This window comes from Allorhodopirellula heiligendammensis, assembly GCF_007860105.1.
GTDB lineage: Bacteria > Planctomycetota > Planctomycetia > Pirellulales > Pirellulaceae > Rhodopirellula > Rhodopirellula heiligendammensis.
Map to the genome: position 1 here is coordinate 2,373,044 of NZ_SJPU01000002.1, position 25,270 is coordinate 2,398,313.

The following is a 25,270-nucleotide window of genomic DNA, read 5'->3' on the forward strand; positions in this document are numbered from 1 at the left end:
GCTACGGCTGCTAAGAGTCGTTTCGCAACTCCGGTCGAGGCAGTCGCCCGTACGCATGGGCGAGCAGTTTCAATGGATGCACGGCGGTATAATCGCCCCCGTGCTCCATTTGCAGCTTGCATGCGCTGCACTCAGTTGACGGCGCCGCATCAGCCACCTTGCGAACGGCAGAAATCATCGGCCACCCGATTCGCAAACTATTGCGAAAATTCTTTCGATGCAGCCCCCAGGTGCCCGCCATCCCGCTGCACCCCTTGCCGACCACATCAACTTGGATCCCGGGGATCAGCCGCATCAGACTCGCCGCCGTCGGCTCGCGATCGAGCACCCGGCTGTGACAGGGCTGGTGATAGACGATGCGATGATCTATCGGCGAAAATTCGAGTTCGAGACGATCTTCCTCATGCAACGACCACAGGTACTGACAGGCCTCATGAGAGTGCCGGGCGACCAGGTGAGCGTCTTCACTATCGAGCAAATTGGGATATTCGTGCTGGAGGCATAATGCCGCCGCCGGCTCGCTGGCCAAGACCGTGTAACCCTGCCGCACGGCGTCTGCGAGCACGCGGACGTTCCGCCGTGCTACCCGGCGTGCGCCTTTGAGGTCTCCCGCCGTGATCCGTCCCATGCCACTGAGGCCCTGACCGACGGGCACGTAGAACCCAATGCGGTTGTGCTGCAATATTTCCGCCAACGCGCGTCCGATTTCAGGATCGTGATAGTTTGCGTAGTGGTCGACAAAATACACGACTTTCAGACCGCCGTGCGGTGACGCCTTGTGCCAGCGGCGACGGATTGCGTACCGCAGGAAGGTTTCACTCACCAAAGGCGGGATGTCGCGGGCCGCTGACAAACCGAACAGGTTCTCGCCGAGCCACCGCATCGAACGCCGGCGCAGCAGAAAGTTGGACAACCAGGCCACCCGCGACGCCACAGACGCAACCACATCGATGCGGCTGATCAGCCAATCGGATAACGCCAATCCATTGGTAGCAACATACTGCGCTTTGATTTCGCCGACGATTTTGGGAATATTTACCGAAGCGGGGCAATCGATGCGGCAGGAGTGACAATTGAAACACAGATCGGCGACCGCCTTCGCACGCTCGCCGGTCAACTCATTCACCCCCAGCTCACCACTGAGGACTCCCCGCAGCAAATTCGCTTTCGCGCGAGGCGATGCCTCTTCGGTCGCCGTGATGCGAAACATCGGGCATTGCCGCTCGTCAGCGCTGTGCGAGCGGCACCGCCCGCAACCGTTACAGGCGCGGGTCGTCGTCGTGATCGGCGCGGTACCCGACCACTGCTGCAACACCTCGAGCTGCGGCGGCGGTTCGTGCGGCATCAAAGAGTTCACCAACTTCGATGCCGCGGACTCCACCAAACGTGTTTCAGCCATTGCCGCGGGTGCCGATGCCCCGTCGTCAACGCCCGTGCCCTGACCAGCGGCCCTGCCCTGACCAGCGGCCCTGGCCTGACCAGCGGCCCTGGCCTGAGTAGCGGCCCTGGCGTGAGCAGCGGCCGCGCCCTGACCAGCGGCCGAACGGGTGTCGCCGGCGGGATCGGCAGACGTCGCACGGGAATGCTCACGTATCGCCAGTGCGATCTTCTCGTCAGGGGCGATCAGGGGCTCGCCTTCGTCGGACCGGCGTCGCGGCAGGACACTCCGACCCGACTCCACGATCTCGATCGTATGATTGAACGGCCGCAGGTTATCGTCGGGTTTTTGTAGAACCGCCCCAAATAGCTTCCCGCCATTGAACCGGTGTTGCGGGTCAAAGAGTCGTTTCACTTGGCCCATCGCCGGCCATAAGTCACCAAGCTGAGTCGGCATCAGATAGGACCGGCTGAGTCCCGCCGCATGCTCCACGCCAATTTGCCCACCCATTCGCCAAACCACTTCGGCGATCGCTTCACTGAGCGGGTGAACGCGATCTCGATCCTCTGAATTTGCCAGATCCAGCATGGGGCGAATGTGCAATTGCCCGTGTCCTGCATGGGCAAATACGGTCGCCGTCACGTGGTGCCGCTTGAGCACATCTTGGACGGCAAACAGCATTTCGGGAAGCCGCTCCGGAGGGGCGTAGATATCTTCGACAAACGGCAGCGGCATGGCCTGGCCGCGCACTCGATACTGACGCTGAATCACCCGCCGAAATAGAATCCAGAACAAGTCTCGCTGTTCATTTTGGACGGTATCCTGCGATGTGAACGCAGCATCGGGACCGCTGGCGAGCGTTTTTCGGAGGATGCCCAAGCGGTGATAGAGATCCCCGAGCGACTCGCCTTGGATTTCAACCAACATCCCTGCCTCAGCTTCGCGGGGAACGAGATCCGCAAAACGTCTCTCTCCCTCTCGAGCAATCTGCAACAACCGGCGATCCATCACGTCACAGGCGATCGGTCCGTGGTCGAGGGCCATCACGGCTGCCCGCATGGCTGAATCCAGGCGGCGGAAGAATAACAGCACCACGCCGCGATGCGCCGGGATCAATTCGGTACGGAGCGTGGCATCGACCATCACCGCCAGCGTACCTTGGGTGCCCGCATAAAATTTTGCTAGATCGACCACCCCAGCAGCGTCGACAACATCGTCGATCCGATAGCCATTGCTCGCCGGTGAGCGAAACGGACTGGTTTGCAGCTGCGTGCGGAACTGGTTTTGAATCTCACTCAGGCCACTGGCTACCCGATTTCGAAAGCCCACACCACCCTCATCGCCAGCGGCGCTCGATGGCGGCAAGTAATCATCGGGGGCGTGCTGGGAAAGTTCCACCAATTCGCCCTGGGCATTGATCACACGTACCGATTCGATCGTGTCCCGTGCCGAGCCGCTGCGTAGATAATGGCTGCCCGATGCGTTGGTCGCGATGACGCCGCCCATCGTATTGATCGCACGGGTTGCGGGGTCGGGTCCGTACCACCGCCCCGCATGAGCGAGCAATCGATTGACGCTCGCCAGCGTCGCACCACTCTGAACGGTGATCCGGGTAGCGTCCTCTTGCAGCGCCACCCGCCGCAAATGGCATGACATATCCAGGACGATTCCTGGACCGAGGGATTCCCCCGCCACACCACTGCCGCTGCCCCGGGGGTGGATGGTCAAACCGTGATCACGGGCGTAAATCACCGTGGCCGAGATATCTGCCGCCGATCGTGGACGGACCACTCCCATCGGCCGAATCTGATAGATGCTGGCGTCGGAGGCGTAGAGCTGCAGCGAAACGTCATCGCACAAAACCTCCCCATCGACTAAGCCGCGGAGGTCGTCGTGCAATCGTTGGCGGTCGAGATCAGTGCGCATCAACGCCATTACGACTCAGACGGGTAGGTTTCGTCAAGACCCAGCGTGATCGACCTGGGGGCGTTCCTAACGGTCCAATACCAAATCAAGCAGACTGTCGATTCCCATCTTGTTGTCTTTTCCGATTACCAATCGGTCGCCAGGACGCAAGGCGTAGTCCGACTCGGGACGCACTTGTTCGGCATCATGAGGCGAGAACAGCACATCCATGCGAACGCCATCCAAACTATTCGGCGACGGTCGATACAACGCCGCTTGGACTTTTCCTAGCTTGCGCAGCACGCCGGTTTGCTTTAACAAGGTGCTGACATACACGCTCGGCGGCGCTGAGCCACCTGTACCGGCATCACAGCCGGGCCCGGCGGCGCCTGCGGGCGGCAAGGGCAACACGCGAATGGGGACGTCATCATCGAGAATCTGCAGCACGATGGAGTTATTGGCTTTGGCATTCCGCACGCTCTCGTAGGCCTCCTGCGTGAACGTGGTCGAAGGCAGCGTCGTGTCAGCGCCAACGGGTACGTAGTTTTTCTGCTCCTGCGATGAGCTCGGCAGCATGCTGGGCATCATTCCCGGCAGACTCGAAAATCGAATCGGCGAGCCCGAAAACACCGAACATCCCGTCGCCATGATCGGCACCAGCCCCATTGCGATCCCGAGCACTCGCAGTTTCCAGTCAGACCCAACTTTTTGGCGGGGCGGAGTTCCACATGCATCGGGGATATGGGCAGGTTGCATGGATCTATACTTTGCGAACGTGGGAGGAATGGGGGGAGATGCCGGTTGCCCTGGCCAGGAGGATTAGGCAGACTTTACCATCACCTGTTGGATCGACGCGGTGCCGGCATTTTCTTGACGAAATTTCTAGATTTTCCTCATCTTGCTACCGTCTCATCCGCTCGGGTTGCCTCGCCTCGTTCGAATTGGTAGAAGCGTCTGCATGTCCATTTCAAATAGTGTTCGTCCCCCGATTGCCCCCCGCCAGAACCGCAAACGCGGTGTCATTGGCGTCATCTTTCGCGATGATCGGTTGCTGATCATCCGTCGCTCGTTGACGGTCAATGCCCCCGGGAAACTGTGTTTACCCGGCGGCGGTATTGAATCGGGCGAGAGCGAGGAAGAAGCCCTCGTGCGTGAAATGCAGGAAGAGATCGCGGTCGATGTTGAACCGGTCCGACTCTGTCATCGCAGCGTCACACCCTGGGGCACTCGCTTAGCTTGGTGGATTTCCGAGATCCAGGGCGATGTCGAACCGGTCGCCAACCCCGATGAAGTTGCCGAAATCCACTGGATGACTCCGCGTGACATCGCCACAGCCAGAAATGTTCTGCCGAGTCTGCCGGAGTTTATCGCCCAGTGGCGGGCCGGCCACATTGACCTGCCGTGGAACGCGCCGAGCGAATAGTCTGCGTTCTGAGCAAATCGCCTCCGCTTTCCACCTTGCCTCAGAAGCCTGGTCTGCTACGCTAAGGGGCCCTGTATGACGTGGAAACCGTTATTTCCACGCCATTTCAATACAACAGATTTTTAAATTTCCAGCAGAATCGATGAGGAGAATGAACTAGGTGGGTACTAAGAGAACTGGCAAAGGCCGACGCAAGGTAGGACGAAAAAAACGACGAATGCGAGCAAAGATTCGTCACCGTAAGAAATAAATTCGCGACGGCCATTCTTTGGATCGGTTGTTGATCATCCATGAATAATTGTTTTCAAGTGCCCACGCGATGCCCGGTCCTTCGATTCAACAGCTGCTAGGATTACCATCCGACATCACTCAGCCCAATGCGTACCAAGTATTTGGGTTGGCGTTGGGTGAATCGGATCAAGCCGTCATCAGCACGGCTATCGAGCGGCGAATCAAGACCATCAAGCAAGCCAAATCGGCAAGCGAGCCCGATACGTGGATGCAAGCGGTGCGGGCCGTTCAGGCCGCCCAAAAAGTACTGGTCGATCCAGAGCAAAAGGCCGCTCTCGATGCCAAATATGGCATTCTTAACGAGCCCGCCCCTACGCCCACCGCGCCTGTAGCGGCCACCGATCCACTGGCGGCGCTGCTCCCCGGCACCCACGCCGCCAGCACTCGGGGAGACACCACGCCGGTGCCGCAGCCGATGGGAATTCCGCAGTCAACGGGCAACCCGCAGACGAAAGACACCTCCCAGGCAACAGGCACCCCGCCAGGGTCCGCCCCGCACCCCGCCGCCACTCCGATGGTTGCACAGCCCCAACCGTTGCGTGTCACCGACCAGCGCCGCACACGCCGGCGACGTGGTTCAGGCGGACTAATTGTCGGCTCGATGGTGCTGACGAGCTTGGGGCTCATCGTGGCAGGACTCGCCTACATGTACTTCAACGGTGGTAGCGTCCAGGTCGTTAAAAACAGTAATGGATTCCAGGTCAATACGGGATCGGCAACTGCTCAGCCCGATGGCTCCCGCGTGGCGGCTCCCCAGCCAGCGTCGGCGGAACCGCGCGGTGACGGGATCTTGAATCCACCACCTCCTGCTCAGCAACGCCCCCCGCAGCAGGCAGCGGCACCTGAGAACGCCCCGTCAACCGACAACGACGATGCGCCCGCAATGCCCCCCGCCATGCCGATGCAGGACGCGCCGACAACGACTACGACTACGGGAATGGCAAGCACGGAGCAGACGCCGGCGCCACCCACGCCACCCACATCGACTCCACCTGGCCCCGAGCAAATGGCCGCTGCAGAAGCTGCGATCGCAGCGGCACGCGACGCGATCACCACCCCCGACTGGGCACAGATGAAATCGCTCGCCGAAACAGCTGAAAAACAAGCGGTTTCAGCGGAGCAGAAGCAGACCGCACAAACCCTCTACCAATTCGCTGATCTAGCGACCCACTATCGCTCCGCTGTGCAAAAAGCGATGTCAGAACTCGTTGCTGGCAATGAATTCAACCTCACCGAGTCGCTGACATTTCTGGTCCAGAAATCCAGTGCGCAGCAGATCACCCTCTACCGCAACAAGCGAGAGTACTCCTACACGCTCGACGAACTGCCCTTGAGCGTCGCCGATGCCCTGGCCCCCTTTGGAATGAACGTCTCCACGCCCGAGGGCCAGGCTGCCCAAGCGGTGTACCAAGTGATCTCGCCCAAAACGACACCCGGACATCGCGCTCAATCCATTGAAATCCTACGCGGCCTGTCCGCCGTGCCGGGCGCCGACCCACAAAAGCTCGCAGATTTCATCGCCTCGCTAGAGACACCGTGAGCGGCGAGATGGACTTCGAATCTGGGATTCTGATTGGAGGCTGCACGGATTTCCGCTACGATTCGTCACTATGAGCACCGCAAGAAATTTTGATTCGTTATCCGTCGAGGAATATCTCGCAGGCGAGCTGGAGTCCGACATCAAGTACGAGTACGTCAACGGGCGTGTTTACGCAATGGCGGGCGGCAAGAATCTTCATCATCGTATTGCATCGCGTGCGCTCGTTGCTTTGGCGGTGAAACTGGGTGACTCGGAATGCGAAGCTTACAACTCCGACGCGAAAGTGCGAGTGCAGATTCAGGCGAAGACCTACTTCTATTACCCTGACGCAATGGTGGTGTGCGAGTCGAATCCTGACGATGACACCTACCAAGATCGTCCAGTGGTCATTGTGGAAGTCATTTCAGAAAGCACACGGCGAATCGACGAAGGTGAAAAGGCGGATCACTACCTTTCGATCCCCTCGCTCCAGGCCTACGTGCTTTTGGAGCAATCCGTCGCAGCCGCTCGCGTGTTACAGCGCAACGACAACGGGCAGTTTGAGGAATCCGTCTTCACCCAGCCCGATTCGGTGATCACCATTGATGCCTTGGACTTGCAATTGCCACTTCGTGAAATCTATGCCGGCATCGCGTTCGCAACCGAGCCTGGATCAGCCTAGGATTGAGAAGTCAGGCTCATCCGACTAAAGCGTACTTTTTCTGATGGAGCGAATAAAGCAGTAGTTCGAAGTATTCGCGATCACGAATGCCGTAGGATTGTCGTTGGAGCGTCTTGATTTTGTTATTGGTGCCCTCCATCGGTCCAGAAGAAATCCGGTGTTTGAAATAACTCAACAGCCCTTCCTCAAGCCGCGTCAGGGTTTTGGCCATCGTCTTCAATGGTGAGAGTCCCGTCGCGGTCGCTCGCCTGCACCATGACCGCAAGAACAACTGCGCAGGCCATCGAAAGTTGTGCCCCCAAAACAATCGCAACTCCTCTTTGAGATAGTATCCCGTGGCCAGCGGTTCATTGAGCTTCAGCGCCGCAGCCAAGTGAGCCTCTTCGTCCCGATCCTCGCTCAGATTCTCGGGGTTCTTCAGCAGCAACCAGCGGCTCCCCTTGAGCACCGATTTCTCGTCGGCCGTCGCCTCTTGGTACAGTTGTCGACGCAGCGTGGTCAGCTTCTCGTTCATCAACTTCACCACATTAAAGCGGTCAAAGACGATGTCGGCCTTGGGGAGGTTGCCTCGCACCGCCGAGATGTAGGCCGAGGACATGTCCATTGCCACCGCTTCGATTCGATGCCGCCGACGCCCCAAGCGTTTCCAAAAGGGAACCAGCGATTCAGCCGATTTCCCGTCTCCCACGAAGATAATCGCTCCATTATCCAAGTTCATTACCAGTGTCACGTAGCGATGCCCTTTGCCGACGCAGATCTCGTCGATCGCAATCCGGCGCACATCTTTCAGGGAAGGATTGGCGAATCGTCGCCTGAGATCGTCTTTTTTGATTTCCTTGATCACATTCCATGTGACACCGAGAAGATCGGCAACGTCTTTGATTGTCATGCTGCGAGTGAGCTGCAATGCGTAGTTGGCCCAGTCCTTGGTGTAGCTTCGACGAGCATCGGCAAAGCCGACCTTGATCTGACGAACGACCCCGCAATCGCGGCACTGCAGACGTGGCAAAGTGGCGACAATGACGGTCTGCTTCAATCCGATCGGCGAGCACCTGAATTCGCGTTGCGTGACGCCTCGTTTGATCACGTTGCTGCTCTGGCACGAGGAACAGCAGATCGACTTCTCATTTGGATGAACATGGAACCGTGTAACGCCTCCGGTGGGCTCGATTCGAGTCTGCCGGTAGCCACGAATGCCGAAAGAGTGATACAACAAGGAGGTGGACATGTACGTTCCTGCAAAGAAGATGTGAGAATTCTCTTTGAAGGATGGCATGTCCACACTTTTTTATCCATCCGTCGTAACTTCCGCGACTTCAAACCCGGCGCACGCTTTAGTCGGATGAGCCAGATTCAGCGACTTTTTCCGCAGGCAAAATTGCTATGCTCAACTCCAACACCACTTGAGTTGGATCAAAGACGTTCCAGCCGGCCTCTGCTAGCCGTTTGTCGATGATCTCTTTGCGAGTGGCTGACTCATCGCTCATTGTTGGCAGTATTTGTCACTGTTTCAATTGCCGCATTCATACATTGTAAGTGTACACGTACACTACCCTCGCCTGGGGGTCTTCACAATCAGAGGAACGCCGATGGGAATTGCACAAACGGCTATTCCAAGTGACGCTGTCACTCAAATATAAAACATCGGCTGATCGCTCTCTTGGACGCTACGGATCACGTCGCCCAGTCGGACGCGACTGAGCTGGATGCGGGATTGTTCATCGGCGGCGCGCCAGTGTTTCTTTAGGGCCGCTTGGGCGGACGGCTCGTCGTCTTGGGCGGGCGAGATGGAATCGTGGCAGCCGATGGTCTCGGCGATATCTAGCAGCGTGATCGCATCTGGCTGGACGATGAGTTGATACCCGCCCTGGCTGCCTCGGATTGCCTTGACCCACCCGGCTGATTTCAGCGTTCGCAAAATCTGGGCAAGGTACGGGCCTGGAATCTCATTGCGACGAATGATCTCCCCCGATCGCACGGGCGCACCATCGACACCGTGGATCGCGAGATCCATCATTGCCAAACAGGCGTAATGCACCGCGGCGTTGACTACCATGACCCATCAGCGATCAGTTCGTGCAGGTGGATGAACGACTTGCCCAGCCGGCCACCGTAATTCCCCGCACTAATACGCTTCAATCCCGGGACTTCTGCTGCCGCAAGAATTGCCTCGCGGATTGCCGTTTTCAGGCAGTCTAAATCGGCACCGTTAAGGATGATCTCCATGATGCAGCGGACGCCGTCGGGAACTTTGGAATCCTCGCCGAGCTTTTCCTTGAGGGTGGGGCAATACTCCGCATACGTTGATGCGATCGTGAAATCATAGCTGCTGCCTGCTTTGGACCCACTCGCGGCCACGCCGCCTGGGAAGGTGGTGATGCAGCCTGGGACTGACTCGCTCGCGACTGCTGCTCGCTCGGCGGCATCGATCGCAGTATCTTCGTCACCCGCATAGAACCAAAGGTTTCCACCCATCACGCCATCGGCGTATCCAAACCGCCGCGAGAGAAAAAACTCGCCACCGAGGATCGGGATCACCCATCCTTTCTCGCCATATCGCTCGTCACGAAACTGATGCCGATCGCCGAAGAATGCGATCTTGCGACCAAGCTTGAAATAGTCCTCGCTATCGATGCGGTTGAAACAGCGAGCGGTCGGGCAGGTGAGCACATTCTGACTGATTCGTGCCAGCATCACGCGTTCCAGATGCTCGCGGCGGTCCTTGCGAAATCGCGGCACATGAAATTGCACAACCGCACCGATGCGACCGTCGGGCGTTTGACTGGGATCCATGATCTGCGCCACTCCCGCTTCGCAATCACACAGAATCGTGCTGCTGGCGTGGCCCGTCGCCGCGGCGGTGGCCCGGTCGAGCCAACGACGATCGCGCGCCGTGATCAGGATTTCTCCATAGATACTACGGAAGCCCTCGGCGTAGGTGTCTTCGACGAGTTTGTTGAGCGGCAGGCGATCGGCCGTCGAATTCGTCATGACGCCCGTCCCTTGCCGGTATACACACTGGATTCCGTGACGACTTTGTCCATGTAGATATCGTGTGATTGCATGGGGATCTCGTCAAAAATCTGGCACTCGAAGGCGAGCGAAACGAGCGGGGTATCGGGACGCGCGTTTTCGAGCAGTTTATCGTAGTAACCTTTCCCGTGTCCCGTCCGACCGCCCTGTTTATCGAAGGCCACCCCCGGCACGAGAATCAGATCAAGTCCCTCAACGGGGACCCGCTTCGCCGCAACGTCACGCAGTTCCTCGCGTGGCTCGAGGATGCCATACATCCCTTCGGCGAGCTCATCCATCGATTCGAGATGAAACAGTTCCAGTTCACCGTCGACACAAAACGGGATCACAATTTTTTTGTCGCTGGCAACAGCCGCAGGCAAGGCCTGGCGTGTGCGTGCCTCCGCCCGCACATCGACATACCACATCACACAATCCGCTTGCTGATATTCCGGTAGCCCAATAACGGTATCGGTGATGCGTTGACTGACGCTCTCCTTATCGGGCTGGGCCTTCCGCGCTGCGTGAGCGGCAGTGCGAATTTCTTGCTTGCGGCGTCCGAGTTCGTCTTGATCGATGGTGGTCATGAACGTGGAATTTTGTGCGATCGGGAAAAGGTGAAGGAAGTGCGTGGCGAACGGTACTGAGTCAACGAAGTTAGCTCATTCGCCGAAGCGTGGCGGTCACTCACAGCGTAGCGAATCGTGCGGCGGGTTCGTCCCAAACATGCGTGTTTTGTGGCGTGTATGTTTTCGTCGGGAAACTCTTGCGAATCAGCTCACGCGCCTCCTCAATCAAATGCAAGTGCCCGGTACCAATCATTTGCATGACGACGTTACCGATCGCCGTGGCTTCGACCGGGCCAGCAACAACCGTGCGATTACACGCATCGGCAGTCATCTGGCACAACAGCTCGTTGAGTGACCCACCCCCGACAATATGAATGGTGCTAATGGAGGACTCTGTCAATCGCTCAAGCGAACCGAGGGTGTGGCGGTACCGCAGTGCCAATCCTTCCAGTGCCGCACGAAACAGGACGCCGTTGTCAGTGGGGACAGGCTGCCCCGTCCGCTCGGCCAGCGCGCCGATCTCGTCAATCATATCCGTGGGGGCCAGCAACGCGCCGTCGTCAGGATTGACCAACAGCGAAAAGGCGGGAGCGAGGGCGGCCTGTTCGACCATCTCAGCCCAGGACGGTGCGGTGCCACGACGCTGCAACGCGGCGCGGATCTGCTGGAAAACCCATAGCCCGCCAATATTCTTTAGCAGTCGAGTACTGCCGTGAACGCCACCCTCATTGGTGAAATTCAATTCCGCGCACAGCGGTGTGATCTTCGGCTCAGGTAATTCAACGCCCATGAGCGACCAAGTGCCCGAACTGATGTAACACCAATCTGGGCGAGCGGGCGCAAACTCGGACGCCGGCACCGACAAGACTGCCGAGGCGGTGTCGTGGGTGGCCGGCACAACCACGGGTACGTCATGCAGTCCGGTCACCTCCGCCACACTCTTCTGCACCACGCCGATCTTCGTGCCGGCCGGAGTCGGTGGGGGAAACCAAGCGGCCGGCAGGTTAAACGCGTCAAGCAGTTTCGTTGACCAAGTTCCATTGACCGGTGATAACAATTGGCTCGTCGAGGCATTGGTGGCCTCGATCGTGCGCTCGCCAGAGAGCATCCAGTGAAATAGGTCCGCCATCATCACCAGCGACGTCGCGTTTCGATAGCCCACATCCCCTGCCTGCGCAGCAGCCAGCAATTGATAGAGTGTGTTGATCTCCATGAATTGAAGGCCCGTCTCGGCGAAAATCTCCTCGCGGGAAACCTTCTTCAATGCGGCTTGCAACTGGCCCTGGTTCCGTGGATCTCGGTAGCAGCGGACGGGCCCCACGAGTTGATTACGATCGTCGAGTAGCCCAAAATCGACGCCCCAGGTATCCACACCGACCGACTCGATGTTCGCTCCGGGAATGTTAGCGATCCGATCCGCTGCTAGTCGCAAACCGTGGGTGATGTTCTGCCACAGCCCCAGGTGATTCCAGAGCAAGTCTTGCTGCATCCGAACGGGCTGGTTCTCGAATCGCCAAATCTCCGTCAGGTGTATTTTTCCGTCCCGGAGGCCGCCTGCGATCACACGCCCGCTCGAGGCACCCAGGTCAACTGCCAGATGGACCGGCCCGTCGAGTTCAGCGGCCACGGTATCACTCACGGTCATTGTCCTTTGTCACTATTCTAGATTTCTGCGCCCGCTGGTTTTGATGTCGGCGTCCACTGGTTCTGGAGTCTGCGCCCGCTGGGCGTAGGCTGCAGCGGTTTCGATGTGCGCCCATCAGCGAACGTAAAGGTTACCGAAGGCGGAACTGAAACGCGACCCGGGCCCCAGGGAGGCCGCCCGATATCACCCAGGATAATTTTCGTCCGAATCATCCCGTCCGGACCTGGAAAGGCTTGCGGGCAGCTCGGTGCCGTGTTGGGACGGCTTGCGTGCGGCAGTGGGTCACCCGACATTGCCGGTGAATCGGCAGGAATGCCACTCTCCCAGCGTACTTGCTCAGGGCTCTCAAGATGGGCCTCGGGGGCGCGGACGACGCCAACGCCATCCCCCCGCCGGAGACACCCCCCGCATGGTATTTCGAGTAAATTCTTTCGGATTTGCTATCAATGCCCAAGTGAATAGGAACACGTGCCGCAAGCCCCGGCGTAGACTCTCGTTACAGAACCGACTGTCTCGCCTGCGCGATCGGCGAAAGCGGACTCGAAATGCGGGCGAATTTGAATTTCGTGAAAACAGATGTTGACCCGGATCGGAAGGTACGTAGGCTAGTTCATACCTCCGCGAGTTCGCCTTCGCGTGGAGCCGAACGCGGTCAGCTCGCGGCCATGGGCTGACGTTCGTTGAATCGGCCGGAAAACTTTAAAAACCCCTTAAAACCAATGTTTTGAGGCGATTTGAGTTGTCTCGGCCTCTTTTCACGACGACTCCACGGGCCGGGCACAGGATGTGCCCGGTTGCGGACGCTCGCTTAGTTTCTCCGGGCGCTGGTTCAGGGCGACAAGCCTCCCAGATCGCCCCTTTCCCCAGCGGATCGCTCGTCGGTTATGCTAGGTGGAACCTTCCTGTCGTGATTGATTGAAAGTCCGGCCGTCCCCCTTACCCAGTGACCCACCATGCCGTTTCGCTTTGCTCCGATTGCCTGTTTGCTACTGTTCGCCCTGCCCGCGATTTTGACGCCCCCCGCACATGGGGACGATCCCCAGGCAGGCTCGCAGTTCTATGAAATTCGCACCTATGATTTAGGAGAAAACGGCGACGAAAAGCTGGTCGACGCCTACCTCGAATCAGCACTGGTGCCCGCCCTTAACCGCCAGGACATCGGCCCGGTTGGTGTGTTTTCGCCCTCGCCCGACGATCAGTCAGATGTACAGGCGATCTATGTCGTAATTCCTTATGAACGACTCGAGCAAATCGCGACGGTTCGTGACGCGCTCGCCGCCGACGACGAGTATCAAGCCGCAGCGAAAACGTATCTGCAACGCGCCCATACGAATCCTCCGTACGACCGCATCCGCAGCGAACTGCTGTCGTCGATGGCTTGCTGGCCGCAACTGAAGGTCGCCGAGGGCAGCTTGGAGAACGACGAGCGGGTGTACGAACTCCGCCTTTACGAGAGCGCCAACGAACGGATCGGTGACCTCAAGGTCGAGATGTTCAACAATGGCGAGGTGCCGATTTTCCTGAATGTGAACATCACACCCGTCTTCATTGGCCAATGTCTGCTGGGCCCACAGGCACCCAGCCTGACCTATCTGACAGTATATGAGAACGAAGCAGCACGCCGCAAGGCTTGGGTCGACTTCCTCGCCGACCCCGATTGGAAGGTGCTCAGCAAGAACCCCAAATATGCCGGTACGGTCAGCCATATCGACAAATTCGTGTTATCGGCCAAGCCGTACTCGCAAATGTGAGCTGCCGGTTCTGTCCGCCCGTCGGCTAGCTCGCTAGGATTCTCATCATGACACCAATGATGAGACAATATCACGACGCGAAAGAAGCGTGCGGCGACGCACTGCTATTCTTTCGCATGGGCGACTTCTACGAGCTTTTTCTCGAGGATGCGAAAGTCGCTGCCGGCATTCTCGGCTTGACCCTGACCAGCCGCGACAAAGACAGCGAGAACCCGACCGCGATGGCCGGGTTCCCCCACCACCAGCTCGATCAGTACTTGCAAAAGTTAATTCGGGCGGGCTACCGAGCCGCGGTCTGCGAACAGGTCGAGGATCCCAAACAGGCCAAGGGCCTGGTCCGTCGCGAGGTCACGCGCGTCGTCAGCGCCGGCACGCTCACCGACGATGGGCTGCTCGATCCTCGCGAGCCGAACTATTTGGCTGCTGTGATTGTGGCCAAGCCCACGGGCAAGTCCAAAGGCGCCCCTATCAATCCCACTGACCAAACCGTTGGCATCGCGTGGGCGGAACTCTCGAGCGGTCGATTCGAAACGGGGGTCTTCCCGCGCAATCGACTTGACGATGAGCTCGCGCGGATCTCGCCTGCCGAAGTAATCTACTGCGAAGACGATCCGCACGTGTCTCCGGACACGACAATGCCCTGGGCGTGGACCCGGCGACCAGGCTGGAGCTTTGCTCGAGACGCTGCGGAAACCGCACTCACAAAACAACTCTCCGTTGCGAGCCTCGAAGGCCTTGGTTTCGAGGCTGATTCCGGCCCCGCGATCCGGGCAGCCGGTGCGGTGCTGTCGTACCTCCAAGAAACGCAACGAGGATCGCTCGACCATTTTCGCACGTTGACCTGTCACAACCGCAGTCCCGTGCTGCAAATCGATGCGGCAACGCGCCGTAGTCTTGAGATCAACCGCACGATGCGCAGCGGCGGCCGCGACGGCGCATTGCTCGGTGTCATCGATCGCACGGTCACCCCGATGGGATCGAGGTTGCTTGCGGATTACCTCGCCGCACCACTCGTTTCACCGGATGAGATCGCCTACCGCGCTGATGCTGTTTCGGAACTCGTTGCCAATCATTCGCTCCGCAGTGACGTGCGAAAGATATTGCGTGAGACATACGACCTGACACGGTTACTGGCCCGAATCGCCACCGGTCGCACCGGACCACGTGATCTGCAACAGGTCGCCGCCACGCTGGCGGGTTTGCCCACGCTCAAAGCGAAACTCACCGATCGGGTCAGCCATTGCTTGAGCGAACTTGAATCACGCTTGCATCTCTGCCCGGAACTGCGGACGAACCTCGAGAACGCACTCGCCGACGAATGCCCGCTCTCTGCGGCTGATGGTAACTTTGTACGCGCCGGATACGACGAAGATCTCGATGCCCTGCGGGAACTCGCCAAGGGAGGTAAGCAGTGGATCGCCTCCTATCAACAGCGCCAGATGGACGAGACCGGCATCGCCAATCTCAAAGTTGGCTACAACCGCGTGTTCGGTTACTTCCTCGAAGTCTCCAACGCCCACAAGAGCAAGGTCCCCACCGAGTTCATCCGGAAACAAACGCTGAAAAACTGCGAGCGTTACATCACCCCCGAACTCAAAGAGTACGAAGAAAAGGTGCTCGCCGCGGACGACAAAGCCAGTCTACGCGAACAGGAAATTTTCCAGCATCTACGCCAGATGGCTCACGCGAATCTGGCTGTTTTGCAGGAAGTTGCTGATGCGATCGCGCGCGTTGACGTGCTGGCTGCGATGGCCGAGGTCGCCGCCGTGCAACACTGGACGCGCCCCAAAATCACCGACGACAATACGCTGCGGATTGAAGGCGGGCGGCATCCTGTCCTCGACGTTTCGATGCAGCACGGCGAATTCGTCCCCAACGACTGTGCCCAAAGTCCCGCCGATGGCATGGTCCTATTAATCACCGGTCCCAACATGGCCGGCAAGAGCACCTACATTCGCCAGGTAGCACTCATTACTTTGCTGGCCCAGACCGGCAGCTTCGTGCCTGCCGACGCAGCGGAAATCGGCATCGCCGATCGCATCTTCGCTCGTGTCGGTGCCAGTGACGAGCTCAGTCGTGGTCAAAGTACCTTCATGGTCGAGATGGTCGAAACCGCACGTATCCTGAATACCGCCACCTCCCAAAGCCTCGTGATTCTCGACGAGATCGGACGTGGCACGAGCACCTACGACGGCCTATCGCTGGCGTGGGCGATCACGGAGCATCTGCACGAACAGATCGGCTGCCGCACACTGTTCGCGACCCACTATCACGAACTCGCCTCGCTCGAAGAAACGCTACCTCGCGTTCGCAATCTCAACGTGGCCGTCAAAGAGTGGCAGGACGAAGTCGTGTTCCTGCACCGGATCGTCAGCGGCAGCGCTGACAAGAGTTACGGGATCCAAGTCGCACGTTTGGCGGGTATCCCACCGGAGGTCAACAGCCGCGCCAAAGACATTCTGTTCCAGCTCGAGACCAACCACCGTGATAGCCACGACCGACCCGCGATCGCGCCACCGAGTAGCGAGAAGTCCGGCGACACGTTCCAGCTCACCTTGTTCGGCTATGCCGATCATCCGATGATCCAGCAACTCTCCAACCTCGACCTGGACAGCATGACGCCCATGAATGCATTGCAGTTCCTGCAAAAAGCCAAGCAAGAGATTGCGAAGTAAGGGGTTGCGTCGCTTGGGACCATTGTCCCGAGCCAAGTGTCCTGAGTCCCGTGAGGGACGGAGGCACTCTGCCAGAGAGGCAAGTCCCTGGCAGCACGTGAGAACAACGAGCCAAAGCCCCGAAGGGACGGCAGCGAAACTGAAATGGGCGTGTTATCTTGCCGCTGCTGCCGCCCCTGCCGGGCAACGTTGTGAAGCATTTTTTTGTTGGCATTTACGAGAAATGAGCCGTTTGGGCGATAGCCCCGGTTTTGACAACAAAGAACTGAGAACCGTGGCTATCGCCAAAACGGCTCATTAAAATGCTTCACAGCGTTGCCTGCCGGGGCTGAGTCGGAAATTGCAGGCTGGACCGGGGACTGACGTCCCCGGCAGAGTGCTGCCGTCCCTACGGGACTAAGAACAATTGACTGGAAATAACATCAAGCCACGCGTTGATTGAAGTAGAACGGGAATTCATTCGATTGATACGAAAACGGAATAACAATGCAGAGCAAAGATCCCTCGATCCCGCAACGGTCACGCGCCCATAGCCTGCTGCCCCTCATTTCCATCGGCTGCCTCATCGTCTTCGGCCTGTGCTTGTGGTTGGCTATTCAATTACCCAACGACTTTTTGAACGATCACGTTCAACGTGGACTTCAGCCTTTGGGATCCATTCTAATGTCGTTGCTGATGCAAGTATCAATCGGAACGGGTATTGCATGTCTTGTCTCGGCAATATCAAAAACGGGGAGAAGTGCCTCCCCGACAACACGTTTGTGGCTCTATCTTGGTGCCGCAGCTCCATTTCTAGCAATCTTAGTTACGATCGTTCTTGCTTTTCATGAACTGGCCACTTCCGATTTCAGCCACTAGCTTCCTATGAATCAAAATACAAATAGTCTCGGCGAAACCCGCCATACATTCCGTCCTAAAATGGCCAACATCGGCGCGGGTGCCGTGATTGGCTTGTTATTGCTCTTCGGTGGCCTCGCAATTGCTATTTCCTTCGCACGAGCCCATCATCCTGTCCCCCAGGGCATTGGCGACACGATTGGCAATTACGTACTTATCGTTTTGTGCGGTGTGATCGCTCCGCTTTGCGGCATCGTCTTGCTTGTGTACATGAAGCGGCTCGCCTCACATCGAGTCGATGTCCATGACAACGGATTCTCTTACTACTACGCAGGTGTGACCGACATCTGTCTGTGGACGGATCTGGAAAAGATCAACGAGGTCTTAACCGAGGAACAATTGAAAGTTCTCAAGGTTCCGGGCGCTGTTATCAAAAATACTGACCGGAGTTTTATCATTCGCCGGAAAGATGGCAAGGATTTCGATTTCACGGTAAATTCAATTGACAGCATCCCACGTCTCGCGAAATATTTGAAACAGGCGAGTGCCAAGTTCGGCATCCTATGGGAACGAATCACGCAGTAGTGAATCGGCAACTGCGTGAGTGGCAAGGGATGTTGCTTTCGGGGCTTGCCAGTTGCCCTGATCAATGCAGACGCAAGACATGACATTCGGTAGCGGGGTCGCCATCAGTCGAAATGCCTGAGGGACCATAGAGATACGTAGGCAGTCCATCTTCGAGTAGAATCTGCGGGCGTTCGATCTTCCAAATCCCTGATCCGTAGATGGTCTGGGCGCTGGGGTAATCGGATTTGTCGATGTAGGCATCGAGTCGATGATAGGCTAGCTCGGGCTTCCCAAACTGAATTCCGTCGGACGACGTCCAATGGAGGCCACCGCCTTTTTCAAGAATCCCATGATTGTCGGTTGTCACTAAGTGTACCTCCTTGTCCGGTCCCAAAAACGCGTAGCCATCTTCGATCGACTGTTCGTTGGCGGTCACCGGGGCCGACTGAATCTCATACGGGCCAGCAAGATTATCTGCGATCGCTAGTCCCATTCGCGTCCCAGGCACGCCGTTCTTCATCGCTTTGAAGTACAAGAAAAAACGACCGTCAGGCATCTTCAACAGCGCCGGATTATTAACGCCACACGATGAATGGTACGTCCAGTTCTCAGGATCAGCAGAAGGTGCCAATAGCGGTTCGGTGCTTCGCGTCCACGGACCATTGAGCGACGGTGATGTTGCCAAGCCAATCCGCTGCGATGAATTTACTTTAGGATCTGTTCTCGCGATGTAGATCAACGCATACGTCCCACCGTATTTGCGGATCAATGGGTTGTGGGGGGCGAACTTGTCCCAGGTCTCTTGTCCTGTTCCAGCTAGCGAAGTTTGTTGATACGTAAACCCCTTGTCGGGATACTGCGAGCGAAAGTGAGCGATTTCTGAGTGGGATCTCCAGCCAGGATTCACCCCCAATCGACTAGGCCAACGGGCGACGAACAGGTGATAGAAACCTTCATCGTCGCGAATGGGACTGCCACCCCAACTGGTCATTTGCGGATCATTGACTGCAACGCCCAAATATTGGATTTGGTCAGGATCCATGATCGCATTCATGGACGGCGTTTCTGCGATCAGGTCTTCAGCACCTGCGTGCGGCAGGAAAAACCCGATTGTCGCGAGCATGAAAACGATGAGAGCTGCATTTTTGATAATCATCGCTTACGAACCTGTTTCAGGATGAAGTTCAGCCGCTTTGATCACCCCGCGATACAGATCGCCGTCGGTTCGCCAGGGATCACCGCCCCCGTTGCGTCCAGAGAGTTGTTTATGGAATCCATGTTCAATGGATTGCGACTCGAGGTCGCCAGTCTTTTCGAGACATTCAAATAGGTAATCTCGTTCGACGTCGACATCCGGCGCGGTGACATGGGTAATTTGCCCGGTTGTGCGGCTGAGGCCCACCCGCTCGTCATAGACGGCCGAACCGATCCATTTGGGGCGACCGTCCTCGCTCAAATGTTCCATCTTCCATAAACGCACGTGATGCCGATGTCGTGGATTGTCGCCGACGGGTTGCTCGAAAGCCAAATCTTCTTTTCGCCCAAACAGGTACAGGCTGCTGACCGGTGCGGAATCATCGGGCCGTGAAAGGATAGTATCGGCGGCGATGTCGACGTCGCTCTTAATTCCCAGCGCCGCTGCGGTGTACCAATCCGCCGCCTGCATGATTGCTTTCAATTCAAGCTCGGTGCCGATCAGTTCGACGTTCAACGGGTCGCCAGGATGATGATCGCCCGTTTCCGTGATCCGCGGGACGTCATCAAGTGCTGGATCGATGCGGGCGTAGCCTTCCCAGATCAACGGGAGGAGAAAGTACGCTAAGACGGCCCATAGCAATACGATGCCCACGAGTAGCCTGAAAACTCGACTACGCTTCAACCGTGTCGACTGGGCGGGTTCGGATTCTTCGTTCATGTTCGATTGCTCTTTACAAATGATGTCAGCACGCCAACCGCCTATCCGATAACTATGAAACGATCGTAGCTGCCGTCACCAGACGGCGAAATATCCACGCTCTGGCGAGCGTAGCTACAGGTTTACCGATAGGTTCTACGCTTGGCACATCTCGTGAATAGTAACCCACCTAGGTATCGATGCCAACGAACAGCATCCGCTTTTCATAGACAATCCGGTGCATCACCGGCATAAGCTCATCTTCGTAGTCATGGCAAGTCTCGGGAGTTGCTGTTTTCGTCAGTTGCTGTTCAATCGACTGAAGCTCACCCAACATTCGTGCGGTCGACTCAGGAGAGTGCATGCTATGGTAGGGCTGCCAATCCGACCAAGATCGCTTCTGATTTTTCTGCGGCGTGTACCGGTAAGGACAGGTACCAAACGCAGAGAGAGCGATGGCTTCGGTTACGGTGTTTCGTGGAACCTGAAGGAGTTCCCAAGCGAACTCAATCACATCCCAGTAGCACTGTCCCTCCGCGACAAAGCCTTTCGTTTCAGCGAAGTAATCTGAAATAGCGGAGGACCAAAGCTGCTTGCCATCGACCGAGAGATCTCCATACCAGTCATCTTGATTCAGTCGTACTTTCAGCATTGGCAGCAAGGCATGCGGATCGCTCGGCCAATCCGCAACTGGGTCCAATTCCTCGAATTGCCCATCAAGGAGATCAAGTTGATCGGTGACGTTTTCAGCCAGCGAAAGAATCAAGTCATCTTGCTCGCCTTCAACAAGAGACGCCATGTCCAGTGGATCGAGTGAATAGAGGTAGTAGCCTGCCATCTGAAAAATCGCATGGGGTAGTCGTAGGATTCGGTGGCGAGGCCACCCTTACAGGCAATGCCGCTGGGTGACTGCAGAGACACTATACTGCAAACTCGGTGAACCCGTACGCACATTTCGAGGGCAGATTTGATGTCGAGATCGAGCAGTCCGAAGCCATTTGACCAACTCTTTCTACGACATGTTCAAGAACGCAAACGCACCGAGACAGGGGCCCTTCCCATCCGGATGCCGTTCGAGACCACTGGCTCAACATCTTGCGACGGTGGCAGCAGCAACATCAAGGTGCTTGGCTTCCCCTGCGACAAATGGATCATTGTCGCACGGATTGCACGACATGCTTGGTGTCCCGTTTACGGCAACGCAGCAACCGCTCAGGAGTTGTTCGTTGCCAACAAGTCCAGCAAACGGCTTGAAGTCGCGAGAGTCGGATTCGACCCCGAAACTGACGGATGGTTCGTGCAGATATCGCGGGCTGGCAAAATTATCGTTAATTTCTCCACCTCTCCAGATGGAAAAATGATTCACGTCGAATCATCGATGGCTCGCGACATGCAGCTAGGCAGCTGCGATGGCAAAGAAGCGTTCGAGAAACTTTGTGGTGAATTTGAAATCAGTCTTCCAATTCCACGGCTCGTCGCCGATGAGAACGAGTTCCAATGGCTCGGCGTGCGCGGCAGACCAGTAAAAAACGGACTGAATGCCTATATTCGTTTTGATGCCGAAACCGAAATCCAAGGCGACAAGTCTGCAACCAAGGTTTTGGAAAAGGCTCTCGAAGCCGGAGATGTCAACAAGCTTCGTCAAGCGGTTCACGACGGTGCGGCACTCAACCGTTTAGTGGAAACTTCATGCTCGGCGATTCAGTCAGCGTTGTTCAAAATTGACCGACCTGGCGGAGTGGAGTGTGTCGAAGCGCTGATCGAACTTGGCTGTGATGTCAATGCGAAAGATCCGCACGAACCCATTATCTTTAGCTGCGTCGGCACCCTGGTCGCCGAATCGCTCGGAGACAAAATGTTGCAACTGTTGCTAAGCCATGGTGCGAATCCAAATGTGATCGGCCTGGGTGGCTTCACTCCATTGTTTCAGGCGACCGTTTACCAAAGAAAAGAGGCAGTCAGGCTGTTGATAGAGGCAGGAGCAGATCCCACGATCCCCAGTCACGGCGAGACCTGTATCAGCCGGATTCAACAAAGTATTGAAAAGACGACCAACCCAACGAAGCTCAAGCTGCTGTCCGAGATCCTCGTCCTGCTCGGTGGTGAGGCCATTGAGCAAGACGAAATCCAGCCCCTCGATCCAGACCTCCAATCTGAAAATGACTACTTCGCTCTGTTGCAAAAAGCCAAGATGGTTTCGCGGATTCTACCGCGTCAAGTTGAGCTTGCTCAGTACAAAATCGATCGGCTCGGTTCAAGAACGCCGTTTGACAAATGGCAACATGAACTTGTCGAACTGGGATTCGAGCCAGCCGGCAACTACCTGAGAACGCTGTTGGATCGACGCGACTTAGCCGTTTTCAACAACCCAACATCGCATTTTGATGTGGTCCTCAGTGCCGATCGCGGCGCCGGTGGACCTCCGATGTGCGAGTGCCAGGCATACCTGCGTGACGGATCCATTTTTACGATCAATAATTTTGACACTCCAGTCGATCCCGATCTGGACCCTGATTTTGTCAAAGTGGTCGTCATCAACAAGGCAACACCGGGCAAGTTGATTCGCAAGCTCACCGATCTCACCCAAGGCGAGCCACTCGAACCGATCGAGGCGGACTCGTTTGCCGAGCGGTACCGAAACGCATACGGTCGAGTCCTCGCGGCGATACAGGACAAAGTAAAACGATTGTCTTCGTACCAAGATGCCCCAAACCTGCCCCGCTATCGACGCCTAGCAGTTCAATTGCCGATTTCAACGGAAGAGGACCCGCGAGACTCATCGCACCTTTTTGCGACGCGGCTGATGCAGGACATTACCGATGCCGCTCAAGACGAAGACACGGGGTTTACCTCGGAACTAGCAATCACCGCGATGATGCGTCTCATCGCGATGAAGCATTTTCAACTTGCCGGTGCGCCACACGATAATCGGTTCATCGAACACGGGCTTCAAATTGCACACCGGTACATTGACTCGATACAGAATCAACGTGATTTGAAATCCAGTTCATTCTGGTTCGAATCGATTGAGAGTGCGATCCTGGCGGCAATGTTAGTGAACCGATGGGATGATGCTCTTCAATTCAGTGAGTCGATCAAAATGAGCATGCTGTCTCAGTTCGTTTCGGATGACATCAGCCGTGAGTACGCCAGTGCTGTATTCCTAATCATCTCCGAATTAAGAGAGAAGCCTATACGCAATACGCAAAAACTTTGCGACGAAATCGAATCATCCAGTCGCAAACGGCCCAAACAACTGCTGCGAGTACTCGAATCGATCCGCAGCAAAGACCAGGCTGCGTTTGAACGAGAACTCGCCACGTCACTCAAGGCTTTCAAGCCTCCGACCGATGCGCATCCGATGGACCGACTACCACTAGCCGATGCCATCTTGGTACAGGTCGCCCAACATCGAGGTATGAAACCGCCAACGCTGCCTGGCAAACTGAGAGACCAACTCATCAGTTTCGTGGGTGCATTGCCCTGACGGCGGGCGTTGGATTAGGATGCGGTACCGGGACCTGTCGCCAGACGGGTCTGTGGCCGACGTTTTCCCCGGCGAATTGAATCATGCTCACGATCTCTTGGACCTACCTGCTGTACTATTTGCCGCTGATCGTGGCGATTTCGTTGGTCTTTGGTGCGACGCGGCACGAAGACATGAATCTTATCTTCAAGCACGCGTTGCACACAGCACGCTGGATCACCGGATTCATGGGGATTGTGTTTGTCGCCATGCTGGTGATGGATTGGTTGGTATAGGTCGATGCGAATTCTGACGCTCGGTGGTGGTACGGTGGGCAGGTGGATCGCCGACATGCTGTGCCGTCGTCGGCACAGCGTGACTCTGATCGATAGCGATCCGGAAATCGTCCGCGAGATCAACAGCGAGCTCGACGTGCGTGCCATCGAGGGGAATGCTTCCCAGAGCACGGTGCTGTTTTCAGCCGACGTGCTCAGCGCCGACCTCTGCCTCGCGGTGACGGGCAACGATGAGGTGAATATCGTTGCCGCCAGCATGGCCAAGGCGCTCGGCGCCCGCCGGGCAATCGCTCGCGTGTATGCCCCTGCTTTTCGAGATTTAGCGACGTTCGACTATCAGCAACATTTCGGCATCGATAGCTTGCTGTCGCTCGAACAGTTATCAGCATCCGAACTCGCTCGTGCGATTCGCAATCCAGATGCCATCCCCCTCGAACACTTTGCCCGCGGACAACTACAGGTCTACGAACTGGAAGTCGCGGCGGGAGCGAGCGCCGCAGGCAAGAAGCTGATTGAACTCGATCTGCCCCCAGGTGTGCGAATTGGATCTTTGGCGCGCGAAGGCCGCATGTGGATTGCGAGTGGTGCTGACGAAACTCATGTAGGCGACCGCGTGAGCTTGGTGGGAATGCCCGATGCGATCAGTGTAGCGAGAAAGATCATTGGTGGTGAAAAACGCGCACGCAAGAAAACGAAGGTCATGATCGCTGGCGGCGGTGAAACCGGATATCACCTCACCAACCTACTTGGCAAAGAGGACTTTCGCGTGGTGCTACTGGAGACGGACGCACACCGCTGCGAGCAGTTAGCCAAACTTCTGCCACACGTCACGGTGGTATTGGCGAACGCTAACCGCCGCAGTGTCCTCGAAGATGAAGGGGGCGGCACGGTGGATTATTTTGTCGCCTGCACGGGGAATGATGAGAACAACATCATGGCGGGTGTTGAGGCCCGTGAACTCGGAGCCTCGCGTGTGATGTGCGTCGTCGGTCGCCCTGACTATGCCAACGTTGTCGGTAAACTCGGAATCGATCTCGCTGTCAGCGAACGAGACGTCGTGGCCCGCCAAGTATTGGGATTCCTCAACGAAGGCGCTGTCATCAGTCAGGCAAAACTGCCTAATGGATCCATTGGCGTCTACGAGCTCGAAGTGATGCCGGAGAGCCCGATCACACAGGCGTCACTCGCCAACCTACCGCTGGCGGGACGTTGTCTGATCGCGGCAATCCAACGAGATGGATTCGTACGCGTGCCGACAGCGAAAGACGTATTGAAGGTGGGCGATATCATCGTCGCATTGATCGATCTTGATGATACAGCCGAGATCTTAAGTCTATTCAACCCAAGTTAAGCGTTTCGA

At 56.9% G+C, this 25,270-nt stretch carries 21 protein-coding genes; 10 read left to right on the forward strand and 11 right to left on the reverse strand.

What is annotated here, in order from left to right; all coding sequences use genetic code 11:
• Positions 1–10: 10 nt before the first annotated feature.
• Together Poly21_RS27710 and Poly21_RS18945 are read right to left on the reverse strand one after the other, a co-directional pair.
• Positions 11–3,304: an FAD-binding and (Fe-S)-binding domain-containing protein gene (locus tag Poly21_RS27710; RefSeq protein ID WP_302119801.1), complete on the reverse strand. Its 3,294-nt coding sequence runs from the start codon at positions 3,302–3,304 to the stop codon at positions 11–13.
• 66 nt (positions 3,305–3,370) lie between these two features.
• On the reverse strand, positions 3,371–4,039 hold the full coding sequence (locus tag Poly21_RS18945) for a hypothetical protein (RefSeq protein ID WP_302119595.1): 669 nt from the start codon (positions 4,037–4,039) through the stop codon (positions 3,371–3,373).
• 202 nt (positions 4,040–4,241) lie between these two features.
• On the opposite strand from Poly21_RS18945, the gene Poly21_RS18950 reads away from it, so the two are divergent.
• From Poly21_RS18950 to Poly21_RS18960, 3 genes are all read left to right on the forward strand, one after another.
• Positions 4,242–4,706 carry an NUDIX hydrolase gene (locus Poly21_RS18950; protein WP_146408406.1) on the forward strand — a complete coding sequence of 155 codons (465 nt, stop codon included), beginning with the start codon at positions 4,242–4,244 and terminating at the stop codon, positions 4,704–4,706.
• Between the two features lie 319 nt (positions 4,707–5,025).
• Positions 5,026–6,537 (forward strand): hypothetical protein, encoded by a 1,512-nt coding sequence (locus tag Poly21_RS18955; protein ID WP_146408407.1) that lies wholly within the window; start codon positions 5,026–5,028, stop codon positions 6,535–6,537.
• Positions 6,538–6,607: 70 nt separating this feature from the next.
• Positions 6,608–7,198 (forward strand): Uma2 family endonuclease, encoded by a 591-nt coding sequence (locus tag Poly21_RS18960; RefSeq protein WP_146408408.1) that lies wholly within the window; start codon positions 6,608–6,610, stop codon positions 7,196–7,198.
• A 16-nt stretch (positions 7,199–7,214) separates the two neighbouring features.
• Here Poly21_RS18960 and Poly21_RS18965 read toward each other — a convergent pair whose 3' ends face one another.
• From Poly21_RS18965 to Poly21_RS18985, 6 genes are all read right to left on the reverse strand, one after another.
• On the reverse strand, positions 7,215–8,426 hold the full coding sequence (locus Poly21_RS18965) for an ISL3 family transposase (protein ID WP_146408841.1): 1,212 nt from the start codon (positions 8,424–8,426) through the stop codon (positions 7,215–7,217).
• 106 nt (positions 8,427–8,532) lie between these two features.
• The gene (locus Poly21_RS27715) at positions 8,533–8,685 is read right to left on the reverse strand and encodes a hypothetical protein (protein ID WP_302119599.1); all 153 of its coding nucleotides are present in this window, start codon (positions 8,683–8,685) and stop codon (positions 8,533–8,535) included.
• A gap of 143 nt (positions 8,686–8,828) precedes the next feature.
• Positions 8,829–9,254: an Rrf2 family transcriptional regulator gene (locus Poly21_RS18970; protein WP_146408409.1), complete on the reverse strand. Its 426-nt coding sequence runs from the start codon at positions 9,252–9,254 to the stop codon at positions 8,829–8,831.
• Positions 9,248–10,189, reverse strand: a complete 942-nt coding sequence (fhcD, locus tag Poly21_RS18975) for a formylmethanofuran--tetrahydromethanopterin N-formyltransferase (protein WP_146408410.1) — start codon at positions 10,187–10,189, stop codon at positions 9,248–9,250. The genes Poly21_RS18970 and fhcD overlap by 7 nt, the downstream gene beginning before the upstream one ends.
• Positions 10,186–10,797 (reverse strand): 5-formyltetrahydrofolate cyclo-ligase, encoded by a 612-nt coding sequence (locus Poly21_RS18980; protein ID WP_146408411.1) that lies wholly within the window; start codon positions 10,795–10,797, stop codon positions 10,186–10,188. Before Poly21_RS18980 ends, fhcD begins: the two co-directional genes overlap by 4 nt.
• A gap of 100 nt (positions 10,798–10,897) precedes the next feature.
• Positions 10,898–12,418, reverse strand: a complete 1,521-nt coding sequence (locus Poly21_RS18985; protein ID WP_436967504.1) for a rhamnulokinase — start codon at positions 12,416–12,418, stop codon at positions 10,898–10,900.
• Between the two features lie 959 nt (positions 12,419–13,377).
• Here Poly21_RS18985 and Poly21_RS18990 point away from each other — a divergent pair.
• The 4 genes from Poly21_RS18990 to Poly21_RS19005 all read left to right on the forward strand — a co-directional run bounded on the left by Poly21_RS18990 (position 13,378) and on the right by Poly21_RS19005 (position 18,272).
• Positions 13,378–14,175, forward strand: coding sequence for an NIPSNAP family protein (locus tag Poly21_RS18990; protein WP_146408413.1), 798 nt, complete (start codon positions 13,378–13,380; stop codon positions 14,173–14,175).
• A 47-nt stretch (positions 14,176–14,222) separates the two neighbouring features.
• Positions 14,223–16,850, forward strand: a complete 2,628-nt coding sequence (mutS, locus tag Poly21_RS18995; RefSeq protein ID WP_146408414.1) for a DNA mismatch repair protein MutS — start codon at positions 14,223–14,225, stop codon at positions 16,848–16,850.
• A 486-nt stretch (positions 16,851–17,336) separates the two neighbouring features.
• Entirely contained in the window at positions 17,337–17,708 is a 372-nt protein-coding gene (locus Poly21_RS19000; protein ID WP_146408415.1) for a hypothetical protein, read from the forward strand.
• Positions 17,709–17,714: 6 nt separating this feature from the next.
• Complete coding sequence (locus Poly21_RS19005; protein ID WP_146408416.1) at positions 17,715–18,272, forward strand: hypothetical protein; 558 nt, start codon at positions 17,715–17,717, stop codon at positions 18,270–18,272.
• 61 nt (positions 18,273–18,333) lie between these two features.
• Here Poly21_RS19005 and Poly21_RS19010 read toward each other — a convergent pair whose 3' ends face one another.
• The 3 genes from Poly21_RS19010 to Poly21_RS19020 form a co-directional block, all read right to left on the reverse strand.
• Positions 18,334–19,410 (reverse strand): glycoside hydrolase family protein, encoded by a 1,077-nt coding sequence (locus Poly21_RS19010; RefSeq protein WP_146408417.1) that lies wholly within the window; start codon positions 19,408–19,410, stop codon positions 18,334–18,336.
• Between the two features lie 3 nt (positions 19,411–19,413).
• Positions 19,414–20,169, reverse strand: a complete 756-nt coding sequence (locus Poly21_RS19015) for an LssY C-terminal domain-containing protein (protein ID WP_146408418.1) — start codon at positions 20,167–20,169, stop codon at positions 19,414–19,416.
• 169 nt (positions 20,170–20,338) lie between these two features.
• Positions 20,339–20,986 (reverse strand): hypothetical protein, encoded by a 648-nt coding sequence (locus tag Poly21_RS19020; protein WP_146408419.1) that lies wholly within the window; start codon positions 20,984–20,986, stop codon positions 20,339–20,341.
• Positions 20,987–21,118: 132 nt separating this feature from the next.
• Here Poly21_RS19020 and Poly21_RS19025 point away from each other — a divergent pair, with 132 nt between their 5' ends.
• From Poly21_RS19025 to trkA, 3 genes are all read left to right on the forward strand, one after another.
• Positions 21,119–23,635 carry an ankyrin repeat domain-containing protein gene (locus tag Poly21_RS19025; protein WP_146408420.1) on the forward strand — a complete coding sequence of 839 codons (2,517 nt, stop codon included), beginning with the start codon at positions 21,119–21,121 and terminating at the stop codon, positions 23,633–23,635.
• Between the two features lie 83 nt (positions 23,636–23,718).
• On the forward strand, positions 23,719–23,910 hold the full coding sequence (locus Poly21_RS19030) for a hypothetical protein (protein ID WP_146408421.1): 192 nt from the start codon (positions 23,719–23,721) through the stop codon (positions 23,908–23,910).
• A gap of 4 nt (positions 23,911–23,914) precedes the next feature.
• Positions 23,915–25,261, forward strand: a complete 1,347-nt coding sequence (trkA, locus tag Poly21_RS19035; RefSeq protein WP_146408422.1) for a Trk system potassium transporter TrkA — start codon at positions 23,915–23,917, stop codon at positions 25,259–25,261.
• Positions 25,262–25,270: the final 9 nt, after the last annotated feature.